Annotated in this window: 13 protein-coding genes; 10 read left to right on the forward strand and 3 right to left on the reverse strand. The window is 58.1% G+C overall.

The window, feature by feature from the left end; translation table 11 throughout:
* Nucleotides 1-68: 68 nt before the first annotated feature.
* A complete protein-coding gene (gene zapE, locus M5B97_RS16025; RefSeq protein WP_248731998.1) occupies nucleotides 69-1,163 on the forward strand; it encodes a cell division protein ZapE in 1,095 nt (364 codons plus the stop codon).
* A gap of 126 nt (nucleotides 1,164-1,289) precedes the next feature.
* Here zapE and M5B97_RS16030 read toward each other — a convergent pair whose 3' ends face one another.
* Nucleotides 1,290-2,210, reverse strand: a complete 921-nt coding sequence (locus M5B97_RS16030) for a GlxA family transcriptional regulator (protein WP_248732063.1) — start codon at nucleotides 2,208-2,210, stop codon at nucleotides 1,290-1,292.
* A 220-nt stretch (nucleotides 2,211-2,430) separates the two neighbouring features.
* Here M5B97_RS16030 and M5B97_RS16035 point away from each other — a divergent pair, with 220 nt between their 5' ends.
* Nucleotides 2,431-3,567: an acyl-CoA dehydrogenase family protein gene (locus M5B97_RS16035; RefSeq protein ID WP_248731999.1), complete on the forward strand. Its 1,137-nt coding sequence runs from the start codon at nucleotides 2,431-2,433 to the stop codon at nucleotides 3,565-3,567.
* 99 nt (nucleotides 3,568-3,666) lie between these two features.
* Here the strand turns inward: M5B97_RS16035 and M5B97_RS16040 are convergent, their stop codons facing one another.
* Nucleotides 3,667-4,707 (reverse strand): NADP(H)-dependent aldo-keto reductase, encoded by a 1,041-nt coding sequence (locus M5B97_RS16040; RefSeq protein ID WP_123714562.1) that lies wholly within the window; start codon nucleotides 4,705-4,707, stop codon nucleotides 3,667-3,669.
* 249 nt (nucleotides 4,708-4,956) lie between these two features.
* On the opposite strand from M5B97_RS16040, the gene rplM reads away from it, so the two are divergent.
* From rplM to M5B97_RS16080, 8 genes are all read left to right on the forward strand, one after another.
* Nucleotides 4,957-5,385, forward strand: coding sequence for a 50S ribosomal protein L13 (gene rplM, locus M5B97_RS16045; RefSeq protein WP_060754914.1), 429 nt, complete (start codon nucleotides 4,957-4,959; stop codon nucleotides 5,383-5,385).
* Between the two features lie 14 nt (nucleotides 5,386-5,399).
* Complete coding sequence (gene rpsI, locus M5B97_RS16050; RefSeq protein WP_016971570.1) at nucleotides 5,400-5,792, forward strand: 30S ribosomal protein S9; 393 nt, start codon at nucleotides 5,400-5,402, stop codon at nucleotides 5,790-5,792.
* Between the two features lie 266 nt (nucleotides 5,793-6,058).
* Complete coding sequence (gene petA / locus M5B97_RS16055; protein WP_123714563.1) at nucleotides 6,059-6,655, forward strand: ubiquinol-cytochrome c reductase iron-sulfur subunit; 597 nt, start codon at nucleotides 6,059-6,061, stop codon at nucleotides 6,653-6,655.
* Nucleotides 6,655-7,866 carry a cytochrome bc complex cytochrome b subunit gene (locus tag M5B97_RS16060; protein WP_123714564.1) on the forward strand — a complete coding sequence of 404 codons (1,212 nt, stop codon included), beginning with the start codon at nucleotides 6,655-6,657 and terminating at the stop codon, nucleotides 7,864-7,866. The genes petA and M5B97_RS16060 overlap by 1 nt, the downstream gene beginning before the upstream one ends.
* Nucleotides 7,866-8,645 carry a cytochrome c1 gene (locus tag M5B97_RS16065; protein WP_123714565.1) on the forward strand — a complete coding sequence of 260 codons (780 nt, stop codon included), beginning with the start codon at nucleotides 7,866-7,868 and terminating at the stop codon, nucleotides 8,643-8,645. Before M5B97_RS16060 ends, M5B97_RS16065 begins: the two co-directional genes overlap by 1 nt.
* Before the next feature lie 149 nt (nucleotides 8,646-8,794).
* Nucleotides 8,795-9,412, forward strand: coding sequence for a glutathione S-transferase N-terminal domain-containing protein (locus M5B97_RS16070; protein ID WP_123714566.1), 618 nt, complete (start codon nucleotides 8,795-8,797; stop codon nucleotides 9,410-9,412).
* 17 nt (nucleotides 9,413-9,429) lie between these two features.
* Nucleotides 9,430-9,849, forward strand: coding sequence for a ClpXP protease specificity-enhancing factor (locus tag M5B97_RS16075; protein ID WP_123714567.1), 420 nt, complete (start codon nucleotides 9,430-9,432; stop codon nucleotides 9,847-9,849).
* Nucleotides 9,850-10,007: 158 nt separating this feature from the next.
* Nucleotides 10,008-10,757, forward strand: coding sequence for a FadR/GntR family transcriptional regulator (locus tag M5B97_RS16080; RefSeq protein ID WP_123714568.1), 750 nt, complete (start codon nucleotides 10,008-10,010; stop codon nucleotides 10,755-10,757).
* Between the two features lie 3 nt (nucleotides 10,758-10,760).
* Here the strand turns inward: M5B97_RS16080 and M5B97_RS16085 are convergent, their stop codons facing one another.
* Nucleotides 10,761-11,915, reverse strand: a complete 1,155-nt coding sequence (locus M5B97_RS16085) for a phospholipase (protein ID WP_248732000.1) — start codon at nucleotides 11,913-11,915, stop codon at nucleotides 10,761-10,763.
* Between the last annotated feature and the right edge of the window lie 57 nt (nucleotides 11,916-11,972).

Genomic DNA, 11,972 nt, shown 5'->3' on the forward strand with positions numbered 1-11,972 from the left:
GTTGATTGCCATTATCCAGGGCCGTCGCTACAGTGACGGCCCGTTTTTGTTGCCTTGCTAACGAAATTATGACGCCCCTAGAACGATATCAAGCTGATCTGAAACGCCCTGAGTTCTTCCATGACGCGGCTCAGGAAAATGCGGTGCGTCATTTACAGCGCCTGTACGACGACCTGCTCGCGGCCTCGCAAAGCAAGCCCGGGATGCTCAGCAAGCTGTTTGGCAAGAAAGACCGCACGCCGGTCAAGGGCCTGTACTTTTGGGGCGGCGTGGGGCGCGGCAAGACTTATTTGGTCGACACCTTCTTCGAAGCGCTGCCGTTCAAGGAAAAGGTGCGGACGCACTTCCACCGCTTCATGAAGCGTGTGCACGAAGAGATGAAGACCCTGCCGGGCGAGAAAAACCCCCTGACCATCATCGCCAAGCGGTTCTCCGAAGAAGCGCGGGTGATCTGCTTCGATGAGTTCTTCGTCTCCGACATCACCGACGCCATGATCCTCGGCACCCTGATGGAAGAGTTGTTCAAGAACGGCGTGACCCTGGTCGCGACTTCGAACATCGTGCCCGATGGCCTGTACAAGGACGGCCTGCAACGTGCGCGCTTCCTGCCGGCCATCGCGCTGATCAAGCAGAACACCGAAATCGTCAACGTCGACAGCGGCGTCGACTACCGCCTGCGTCACCTTGAGCAAGCCGAGCTGTTCCACTTCCCGCTGAACGAAGCGGCCCACGAGAGCTTGAAAAAGAGCTTCCGTGCGCTGACGCCGGAATGCACTCAGGCGGTGGAAAACGACAAGCTGATGATCGAAAACCGCGAAATCATTGCACTGCGTACGTGCGATGACGTGGCGTGGTTCGACTTCCGTGCGCTCTGCGACGGCCCGCGCAGCCAGAACGACTACATCGAACTGGGCAAGATCTTCCACGCGGTGATCTTGAGCGGCGTCGAACAGATGAGCGTCACCACCGACGACATCGCGCGGCGCTTTATCAACATGGTCGACGAGTTCTACGACCGTAACGTCAAGCTGATCATCTCGGCGGAAGTCGAGCTGAAGGATCTGTATACCGGCGGGCGCTTGAACTTCGAATTCCAGCGCACGCTGAGCCGTTTGCTGGAAATGCAGTCCCACGAGTTCCTGTCGCGCGGACACAAACCCTAAGACCAGCTTCTGTGGCGAGGGAGCTTGCTCCCGCTGGGCTGCGCAGCAGCCCCAAAAGCTTAGGAACGCTGCGCGCTGGAGCGCCAGCCCGGTCCAGCGGGAGCCAGCTCCCTCGCCACAGTAAATCTACGCCGCTTGCTGGAACTGCTGGCGGTATTGGTTCGGCGACAACTCGGTGTGCTGCCTGAACAACCGCGCAAAGAAACTCGCATCGTCATACCCCACCTCATAACTGATGGTCTTGATGCTCTTGCGGCTGCCCGAGAGCAGGCCCTTGGCCGTCTCGATTCGCAGGCGTTGCAGATAATGCAGCGGCTTGTCACCGGTGGCCGTCTGGAAGCGGCGCATGAAATTGCGGATGCTCATGCCGTGTTCGCGCGCGACATCTTCAAAGCGGAACTTGTCGGCGAAGTGCTCTTCGAGCCAGTGCTGGATCTGCAGGATGATCACGTCCTGGTGCAGCTTCTGCCCGCCAAAACCGATGCGTCCCGGTGCGTAGTTGCGCTGCACTTCGTAGAGGATATCGCGGGCCACGGCCTGGGCGATGTTGGCGCCGCAGAAACGTTCGATCAGGTAGATGTAGAGGTCGCATGCCGACGTGGTACCGCCGGCGCAATACAGGTTGTCGGCATCGGTGAGGTGTTTGTCCTGGTTGAGTTGGACCTTGGGGAAACGCTCGCTGAAGGCATTGAAGAAGCGCCAGTAGGTCGTCGCTTCCTTGCCATCGAGCAAGCCGGCCTCAGCCAGCCAGAACACCCCGGTGGCTTCGCCGCAGAGCACGGCGCCACGGCTGTGTTGTTCGCGCAGCCAGGGCAGCACTTGCGGGTAGCGCGTGCAGAGGGCACCGAAATCGTCCCAGAAGGCCGGCAACACGATGATGTCGGCGTTTTCCAGGCCGCCATCCACCGGCATGATCACATCGCTGAAGCTACGCACCGGTTGCCCGTCGGGGCTGACCAGGCGCGTTTCGAATGCCGGGGTCAGGCCCAGGCCCTGCTGTTTGCCATAGCGCAGGCTGGCGAGGTGGAAGAAATCCTTGGCTTGCATGAGGGTTGAAGCGAATACCCGATCAATGGCCAAAATGCTGACGCGCCGCAAGGGCGTGGAGATTTGGTTAGACATAATTTCATTTATTCTTATAGGGGAAAGTGGTCACCAGACGGCTGGATCGTCTTATTTTTTGTCGCATGTGTCCAGTGTCCCGTGACGCCATCGCGGCATAGTCTCTGTGGGCTCGTCCTTGTCCGACAATCCTTGCAGGTGACCCATGATTCCCAGAACCTTGTTCAGCCCGGAGCACGAACTCTTTCGCGAGAGTGTGCGCACCTTCCTCGAAAAAGACGCGGCGCCATTCCACGGGCAATGGGAGAAGCAGGGCTACATCGACCGTAATTTATGGCGCAGGGCAGGGGAGGCGGGAATGCTGTGTTCCCATCTGCCGGAGGCGTATGGCGGGCTGGGGGCAGACTTCCTCTACAGCGCGGTTGTGATCGAGGAAATCAGTCGCCTGGGTCTGACCGGAATCGGGTTCTCTTTGCATTCGGATATCGTTGCGCCCTACATCCTGCATTACGGCAGCGAGGCGCTGAAGCACAAATACCTGCCCAAACTGATCTCGGGCGAGATGGTCACGGCCATTGCGATGACCGAGCCGGGCGCCGGTTCCGACCTGCAGGGCGTTAAGACCACAGCAGTCCTGGACGGTGATGAGTACGTGATCAATGGCTCCAAGACCTTCATCACCAACGGCTACCTGGCCGAGTTGGTGATCGTCGTGGCCAAGACCGATCCCAAGGCCGGCGCCAAGGGCACCAGCCTGTTTCTGGTCGAAGCCGACACGCCGGGCTTTGACAAGGGCAAGCGTCTGGAGAAGGTGGGCATGAAGGCTCAGGATACCTCGGAGCTGTTTTTCCAGGACGTGCGCGTGCCCAGGGAAAACCTGTTGGGCCAGGCGGGCATGGGGTTCGCTTACTTGATGCAGGAGTTGCCCCAGGAGCGTTTGACTGTCGCGATTGGTGCCTTGGCGTCCGCCGAGGCTGCGTTGGAGTGGACCTTGGAATACACCCGAGAGCGCAAAGCGTTCGGCAAGGCCATTGCGGATTTCCAGAACACTCGCTTCAAGCTCGCAGAGATGGCGACCGAGATTCAGATTGGCCGTGTGTTCGTCGATAAGTGCATGGCATTGCATCTGGAGGGCAAGCTTGATGTGCCTACGGCGGCGATGGCCAAGTACTGGGCGACGGACCTGCAGTGCAAGGTGCTCGATGAGTGCGTGCAGTTGCATGGCGGTTACGGCTTCATGTGGGAATACCCGATTGCCCGGGCCTGGGCGGATGCGCGGGTGCAGCGGATCTATGCGGGTACCAATGAAATCATGAAGGAAATTATTGCGCGGGCGCTTTGAATGGGTGTGTGGCTGATGGCCTCATCGGAAGCAGGCCCACATTTGAACTATTCATCCATCAAATGTAGGGCTTGCTCCCGATAGCGGCCTAAAGGTCAATCAAGGCGCTGGATTCGGATGATCCTTCTGGATCGCCTCAATCCCTTCCAACACTTCCTTCGACAGCTTCAGGTCAGCGCTGGCAATGTTGCTGTCCAGCTGCGCAAGCGTTGTGGCCCCGATAATGTTGCTGGTCACGAACGGCTGCTGCGTCACGAATGCCAGTGCCATCTGTGCCGGGTCCAGGCCGTGTTCACGCGCCAGCGCGACGTAACGGCTGCACGCGGCTTCCGACTGCGGGTTGAAGTAGCGGCTGAAGCGGCTGTATTCGGTCAGGCGTGCCTTTGCGGGGCGTGCGCCGCCTTCGTACTTGCCGCTGAGCATGCCGAACGCCAGGGGTGAATAGGCCAGCAGGCCGCATTGTTCGCGAATGGCGACTTCCGCCAAGCCCACTTCGAAGCTGCGGTTGAGCAGGTTGTAGGGGTTCTGGATCGACACTGCACGGGTCCAGCCGCGCGCTTCAGCCAGCGCCAGGAACTTCATGGTGCCCCATGGGGTTTCGTTGGACAGGCCGATGTGGCGGATCTTGCCGGCCTTCACCTGTTCATCCAGTGCCTCGAGGGTTTCTTCCAGCGGGGTGAGGTCGTCTTCGTCCTTGTGCTTGTAGCTCAGTTGGCCGAAGAAGTTGGTGCTGCGTTCCGGCCAGTGCAGTTGATAGAGGTCGATCCAGTCGGTTTGCAGGCGCTTGAGGCTGGCATCCAGGGCTTCGACGATGTGCTTGCGGTTGTGGCGCAGGTGGCGGTCGCGGATGTAGTCGATGGTATTGCCGGGGCCGGCGATCTTGCTGGCCAGGACCCAGTCGGCACGGTCGCCGCGACTCTTGAAGTAGTTGCCGATATAACGCTCGGTGGTGGCGTAGGTTTCGGCCTTGGGTGGCACCGGGTACATCTCGGCCGTATCGAGGAAGTTGATCCCCGCGGCCTTGGCCCGTTCGATCTGCGCGAAGGCCTCTGCCTCGCTGTTCTGCTCACCCCAGGTCATGGTGCCCAAGGCTATCGCGCTCACGTTCAGATCCGTACGGCCCAGCTGTCGATAATCCATCGGGTACTCCTTCAGGGAAAACAATCATAAAAGCAGGTTGAATTTTTTTTCGCAATCTGCATAATTGCCCACCTCTTTCTGCAGTGGAAGTGATGCGCCGCCTGCCGAAGAATCTTGCCGTTGAACGGACGCGCCGACCCGAGCCCCCGATAGCGTCTGTATCCGGCTGCCTTTGACCTTGTCAAAGTACGCACTATTCAGTAAGATCCGCCGTCTAAATTTACAGGCGGCCCCTGAGGCTATTAAAGAATGACAACTTTTACTGCAAAACCGGAAACAGTTCAGCGCGACTGGTTTGTCGTCGACGCCGCTGGTCAGACCCTGGGTCGTCTGGCCACTGAAGTCGCCAGCCGTCTGCGTGGCAAGCACAAGCCTGAGTACACCCCGCACGTTGATACCGGTGACTACATCGTCATCATCAACGCTGAGCAGGTTCGTGTAACCGGCAACAAAGCAAGCGACAAAATGTACTACCGTCACTCCGGTTTCCCAGGCGGTATCAAGTCTTCCAACTTCGAAGGCCTGATTTCCAAGAAGCCTGAAGCCCCGATCGAAATCGCGGTCAAAGGCATGCTGCCGAAGGGCCCACTGGGTCGCGATATGTTTCGCAAGCTGAAAGTCTATGCGGGCGCAGCTCACCCTCATGCTGCTCAGCAGCCCCAAGAACTGAAGTTTTAACGGAATAGTTCATTATGTCGGCGACTCAAAATTACGGCACTGGCCGTCGCAAAACCGCAACCGCACGCGTTTTCCTGCGTCCGGGCACTGGTAACATCTCGATCAACAACCGCTCCCTGGATAACTTCTTCGGCCGCGAAACTGCCCGCATGGTAGTTCGTCAGCCGCTGGAACTGACCGAGACAGTTGAAAAGTTCGACATCTACGTCACCGTTATCGGTGGCGGTGTAAGTGGTCAAGCTGGCGCAATCCGCCACGGCATCACTCGCGCGCTGATGAGCTACGACGAAACCCTGCGTAGCGCTCTGCGCAAAGCTGGCTTCGTTACTCGCGATGCCCGTGAAGTTGAACGTAAGAAAGTCGGTCTGCGTAAAGCGCGTAAGCGTCCGCAGTACTCGAAGCGTTAATTCGCTTTACGTTCCACAAAAACGCCCAGTCTCCTCACGGAGCTGGGCGTTTTTTATTGCCTGCGATTTGTGCAGAAAATTTGCCGTGACAACTTGCCACATCCGTAGACCCCCTATACTACAAGGCTTGGAGAGGGAGCCCCGGGCAATTCCCTTGTCATACGTGGGGCTTTTCATTACCATCCGTCAAAATTTTTATAAGTAAAGATTCAACACTTAGTAGACGCCTGATTTAACAGGCCAAAAAGCTGATGGGAGAGGACTGAATGAGCAATGACGGCGTGAATGCAGGCCGGCGTCGCTTCTTGGTAGCAGCCACATCCGTGGTGGGTGCTGCAGGAGCGGTGGGGGCTGCGGTCCCGTTCGTGGGGTCATGGTTTCCCAGTGCCAAGGCGAAAGCCGCAGGTGCACCGGTGAAGGTGAATGTCAGCAAGATCGACCCAGGCCAGCAGATGATTGCTGAGTGGCGCGGTCAGCCAGTGTTCATCGTTCGTCGTACCGAGGAGATCCTGGGAAATCTGAAGAAAATCGAAGGTCAACTGTCTGACCCCGACTCGAAGAATTCCGACCAACCCGCTTACGTAGATAAGGAAATCCGTTCGATCAAGCCGGAGATTCTGCTGCTGATCGGTATCTGCACCCACCTGGGTTGCTCGCCTACTTTCCGCCCTGAAGTTGCTCCTGCCGACCTTGGCAAAGATTGGGTCGGTGGTTATTTCTGCCCTTGCCACGGTTCTCACTACGACCTGGCTGGTCGCGTCTACAAAGCACAACCCGCACCCTTGAACCTGCCAGTTCCGCCACATCATTACGAGACTGACAGTGTCATTGTCATTGGCGTCGACGAGGGGGAGAAAGCCTGATGAGCAAGTTCATGGATTGGGTGGATGCGCGCTTCCCCGCCACTAAAATGTGGGAAGACCATCTCAGCAAATATTACGCACCAAAAAACTTCAACTTCTTCTATTTCTTCGGCTCCCTGGCACTGCTGGTGCTGGTCAACCAGATCGTCACCGGCGTCTGGCTGACGATGAGCTACACCCCGTCGGCGGAAGAGGCGTTCGCCTCCGTCGAATACATCATGCGTGACGTCGAGTACGGCTCGATCCTGCGCCTGCTGCACTCCACAGGCGCTTCGGCGTTCTTCATCGTCGTCTACCTGCACATGTTCCGTGGCCTGCTCTACGGTTCGTACCAGAAGCCCCGCGAACTGGTGTGGGTCTTCGGCATGCTGATCTACCTGGCGCTGATGGCCGAAGCCTTCATGGGTTACTTGCTGCCATGGGGCCAGATGTCGTACTGGGGCGCCCAGGTGATCATCTCGCTGTTTGGCGCGATCCCGGTCATCGGCAACGACCTGACCCAGTGGATCCGTGGTGACTACCTGATCTCCGGCATCACCCTGAACCGCTTCTTCGCCTTGCACGTCGTGGCCTTGCCGATCGTGATTCTCGGCCTGGTAGTGCTGCACATCCTGGCGCTTCACGAAGTGGGTTCCAACAACCCGGACGGCGTGGATATCAAGAAGCACAAAGACGAAAACGGCGTACCGCTGGATGGCATTCCATTCCACCCGTACTACACCGTGAAGGACATCGTCGGCGTAGTGGTCTTCCTGTTTATCTTCTGCTCGATCGTGTTCTTTTTCCCGGAGATGGGTGGTTATTTCCTGGAGAAGCCTAACTTCGAACAGGCCAACGCTTTCAAGACCCCCGAGCATATTGCACCGGTCTGGTACTTCACGCCGTTCTACGCCATCTTGCGGGCAATCCCCGACAAGCTGATGGGCGTGATGGCGATGGGCGCTTCGATCGCGCTGCTGTTCGTGCTGCCGTGGCTTGATCGAAGCCCGGTCAAGTCCATGCGCTACAAAGGCTGGCTGAGCAAAATCTGGCTGTGGGTATTCTGCATCGCCTTCGTGATCCTGGGTGTATTGGGTGTACTGGCGCCGACCCCTGAGCGTACGCTGCTGTCGCAGATCTGCACCTTCCTGTACTTCGCTTACTTCATTCTGATGCCGTTCTACACCCGGCTCGAGAAGACCAAACCGGTTCCGGAAAGGGTGACTGGCTGATGAAAAAGTTATTCGTTGCTTTGATGCTTGCGGCGCTGCCGCTCCTGTCCTTCGCGGCCGAGCATGGGCCTGATCTGGAAAAAGTCGACATCGACGTATCCGACAAAGCTGCCCTGCAAGACGGTGCGCGCACCTTCGCCAACTACTGCATGGGCTGCCATAGCGCCAAGTTCCAGCGCTATGAGCGCGTTGCCGATGACCTGGGCATCCCACACGAAGTGATGCTCGACAAGCTGGTGTTCACCGGTGCCAAGATTGGCGACCACATGAACATCGGCATGCAGCCGGCGGACGCCAAGGCCTGGTTCGGTGCCGCACCGCCCGATCTGACCCTGGTAGCGCGCGTGCGTGGGACCGATTGGTTGTATGGCTACCTGAAATCCTTCTATGAAGACCCGGCGCGCCCATGGGGTGTGAACAACAAAGTGTTCCCGAACGTCGGTATGCCTAACGTTCTGGTCAGCCTGCAGGGCCGGCAAGTGGTAGGATGCAAACAGGTTCAGGTCGTTGAAGATGGGAAGAAGCAATATGATCCGTTGACCGGTACGCCTTTGACTCATGAAGCGTGCGATCAACTGACCATCGTGCCCAAGACCGGTACGCTGAACGAAGAGCAGTTCGACGAGAAGGTCAAGAACCTGGTGACCTTCCTGGCCTACTCGGCCAATCCGGTCAAACTGCAGCACCAACGTATCGGCACCTATGTATTGCTGTACCTGGCTTTCTTCTTCGTATTCGCTTATCTGCTCAAGCGCGAATACTGGAAGGATGTGCATTGATCCAACCGTAAGCAATTGCTGTTAATCTTGCGCGCCCAGCGGCATCTCTGAACATGTAGCAGTCTGGTTGAACCGGACGTTACGGAGATGCTCACTGGGCGCGCTCGTTTTTGAGCTTTCGATAATTTCAACAAGCGAGGAGGACCGCCATGGGCGTGACCAATCGGTTGGCCTGTTACTCCGACCCCGCCGACCACTATTCCCACCGAGTGCGTATCGTGCTCGCAGAGAAGGGTGTCAGCGCCGAGATCATCAGTGTGGAGGCGGGCCGTCAGCCGCCGAAGCTGATCGAAGTGAACCCTTACGGCAGCTTGCCCACGCTGGTCGATCGTGACCTGGCATTGTGGGAGTCGACTGTGGTGATGGAATACCTGGATGAGCGTTACCCGCATCCACCTCTGCTGCCGGTGTACCCGGTGGCGCGTGCCAACAGTCGCCTGCTGATCCACCGGATCCAGCGTGACTGGTGCGGGTTGGTGGATGTGATTCTGGATTCGCGTACAAAAGAAGCCGTTCGAGTGCAGGCGCGCAAGGAGTTGCGCGAGAGCTTGACCGGTGTGTCCCCGCTGTTCGCTGATAAACCTTTTTTCCTCAGTGAGGAACAAAGCTTGGTGGACTGCTGCCTATTACCGATACTCTGGCGCTTGCCGATTCTCGGTATTGAATTGCCGCGGCCGGCCAAGCCGTTGCTTGATTACATGGAGCGCCAGTTTGCGCGTGAAGCTTTCCAGGCGAGTCTGTCTGGTGCCGAACGCGATATGCGCTAAGGCTTAAGGAGCCGCTGATGAACTCCAGTCGACCCTACCTGGTCCGCGCGCTCTATGAGTGGATTGTGGACAACGATTGCACCCCGCACGTACTGGTCAACTCTGAATTTCCCGCGGTTCAGGTACCGCAGGGTTTCGCCAGTGACGGGCAGATCGTCCTGAACGTATCGCCCAGCGCCGTGCGCCATTTGCACATGGACAATGAAGCGATCAGCTTCGAAGGGCGTTTTGGTGGCGTGCCGCATACGCTGTACGTGCCGATTGGCGCCATTCTTGGGATCTATGCCCGTGAGAATGGCCAAGGCATGGTATTTGATCTGGAGGCGCCTTTCAGCGATGACGAATCGATTGAAGGCGAAGACGGTGATGATGTGCCACCACCGGACACCGAGCCACCGCGTCCCAGCGGCCGGCCGAGCCTGAAAGTGGTGAAGTAACCGGTTTACCCTGGGTGGTAATCCTGGAAAATGCCTCGACCTGCGTCGGGGCATTTTTTTGCGCAGATGATAAAGATGAAAGTCGCGACGGGACGGTGATCGTACAACCGCCATGGGCTATCATGCGTGCTCAAGTTCGCCGAGAAAGATGATTCATCATGGATAACACCCACACCGCCCCGCGTCTTCCCCGCAAGCGCCGCAGTCTTGCCCAGGAACTGGTCACGGTGTTGTCCGAGCAGATCCGCGATGGGCAACTCAAGCGCGGCGATAAATTGCCGACGGAGTCGGCGATCATGGACGCCCATGGGGTCAGCCGTACCGTGGTGCGTGAAGCGATCTCGCGATTGCAGGCCGCAGGGCAGGTGGAAACCCGCCACGGTATCGGCACTTTTGTGTTGGATACGCCAAGCCCCAGCGGCTTTCGGATTGACCCGGCCACGGTCGTGACGCTGCGTGATGTGTTGGCGATTCTGGAGCTGAGGATCAGCCTGGAAGTGGAGTCTGCCGGGCTCGCGGCCCTGCGCCGTAGCGATGAACAATTGGCGGCCATGCGTGCAGCCCTCGATGCCCTGAATGAAAGCGCGGCCCATGCGGGTGATGCGGTGGCCTCTGACTTTGCATTCCACCTCGAGATTGCGCTCTCTACCGGCAACCGTTACTTCACCGACATCATGACCCACCTGGGCACCAGCATCATTCCGCGAACGCGTTTGAACTCCGCACGCCTGGCCCACGATGACCAGCAGCACTACATGGACCGCTTGAGTCGTGAACACGAAGAGATTTATGAGGCGATTGCGCGGCAGGATTCGGATGCCGCGCGGGCAGCCATGCGGTTGCATCTGACCAATAGTCGGGAGCGGCTGCGCCATGCCCATGAAGAGGCGCAGGCGCAGCGCGGTTAACGGTTACGCGGGTTGGTTGGGCTTATAGTCCTTGAGTAGCAGATAGGTGCTCCATCCCCACCAATCATTCGTCCAGTGTTTGTCGTTCAGGTCATTCACGTCCTTTCGACGCAGCACTTTGTCGCCGTCCATCTTGAACAGCGGCGAAAAGTTATTCGCCGGGTTCTGCGCGGCATTCAGATCAGGCACGTACAGCGGTGCCTTGAAGTTGGCCGGGGAGGGCGCGACACCACTGATAAACGTGTCGAAAATCTCATCCGCCGAAGCCTGCACCGCACGTTTGACCTGCACCCGATTGTCCGCGTCGATCGCATCGAAATAGCGTTTATCCCCATACGCGTGCCACTGATCGCCCATGGCATTGCGCACCTTGAGCCCGAATTTGCTGTCTTCGTCGTGCATGAAGCGACTGATCAGTGAACCCAGTTCGCCGGGAGTCACCACGGCCGCCAGTTGTTTGCGCGGCACACGCAAGTGGCCGGCGGAGAACAGGTCAGTCAAGAAGTGATCCGCGAAGCTGTTCATGGCATACGCCAGCTCCAACGCCTGGTCGGTGCCAGTCTGATGAGCGACGACGGCTTGTTGAAGTGCTGCCGTGTGCCCCGCCAGATAGGCCGAAAGTGCCCACTCGCCGAAATGGTCGGCATTGTCCGCCGCCAACTTCAAGTAGCGTCCCAGTGGGATCAGCGCCGAAACCGCACTGCCGCCGCCGGTGATCCGGTTCCATTCTTCAGATAACGTATCACCCAGGGCGTCATACGCTTCATGGGGCTGCTTGCCGTCTTTGATGGCCTGGTTGACCGCGTTGATCTCCTTTTGCATCACCGCCAGAATTTTCCTGGCCTCTTCCCGCGATGCCGGTAGCACGGCCAGCGAGTTAAACGCTGCGCTAAAGCGTTGCACACGGTCGGCAGGGGAAGCACCATCGCTGATGGGTTGGCCGGGGATGCCATAGAAGTCGCCACCCAAGGCGATCACTTGGCCATACGTCAGCGCCAGGCCGTTGGGCAGGTGCAACTCGACCTGGTGTGCCGGAATCGCCGGAGCGTCTTTGACGAAGCGCAACAGGGTGTCGTCGCCGATGGCGGTGTGTTCACCCCCTTCGAAGCGCAGGGTAGGTGGGTTTTTTTCGGGTGCAGCGAGTTCAAGACCTGACATGTTAGCTCCTTGCTATGTCGTAGGAATCTTCCTTGATAACTGTATGCATATACAGTT

The organism is Pseudomonas sp. MWU13-2517, from assembly GCF_023242545.1.
Lineage (GTDB): Bacteria > Pseudomonadota > Gammaproteobacteria > Pseudomonadales > Pseudomonadaceae > Aquipseudomonas.

Bases quoted from the DNA above. Each gene is read 5' to 3' on its own strand.
- M5B97_RS16040 (WP_123714562.1), bottom strand. From the start codon at position 4,707: ATGGATTATCGACAGCTGGGCCGTACGGATCTGAACGTGAGCGCGATA.
- M5B97_RS16070 (WP_123714566.1), top strand. From the start codon at position 8,795: ATGGGCGTGACCAATCGGTTGGCCTGTTACTCCGACCCCGCCGACCAC.
- M5B97_RS16085 (WP_248732000.1), bottom strand. From the start codon at position 11,915: ATGTCAGGTCTTGAACTCGCTGCACCCGAAAAAAACCCACCTACCCTG.
- petA (WP_123714563.1), top strand. From the start codon at position 6,059: ATGAGCAATGACGGCGTGAATGCAGGCCGGCGTCGCTTCTTGGTAGCA.
- M5B97_RS16080 (WP_123714568.1), top strand. From the start codon at position 10,008: ATGGATAACACCCACACCGCCCCGCGTCTTCCCCGCAAGCGCCGCAGT.
- rplM (WP_060754914.1), top strand. From the start codon at position 4,957: ATGACAACTTTTACTGCAAAACCGGAAACAGTTCAGCGCGACTGGTTT.
- rpsI (WP_016971570.1), top strand. From the start codon at position 5,400: ATGTCGGCGACTCAAAATTACGGCACTGGCCGTCGCAAAACCGCAACC.
- M5B97_RS16035 (WP_248731999.1), top strand. From the start codon at position 2,431: ATGATTCCCAGAACCTTGTTCAGCCCGGAGCACGAACTCTTTCGCGAG.
- M5B97_RS16060 (WP_123714564.1), top strand. From the start codon at position 6,655: ATGAGCAAGTTCATGGATTGGGTGGATGCGCGCTTCCCCGCCACTAAA.
- M5B97_RS16065 (WP_123714565.1), top strand. From the start codon at position 7,866: ATGAAAAAGTTATTCGTTGCTTTGATGCTTGCGGCGCTGCCGCTCCTG.
- M5B97_RS16030 (WP_248732063.1), bottom strand. From the start codon at position 2,210: ATGCAAGCCAAGGATTTCTTCCACCTCGCCAGCCTGCGCTATGGCAAA.
- zapE (WP_248731998.1), top strand. From the start codon at position 69: ATGACGCCCCTAGAACGATATCAAGCTGATCTGAAACGCCCTGAGTTC.
- M5B97_RS16075 (WP_123714567.1), top strand. From the start codon at position 9,430: ATGAACTCCAGTCGACCCTACCTGGTCCGCGCGCTCTATGAGTGGATT.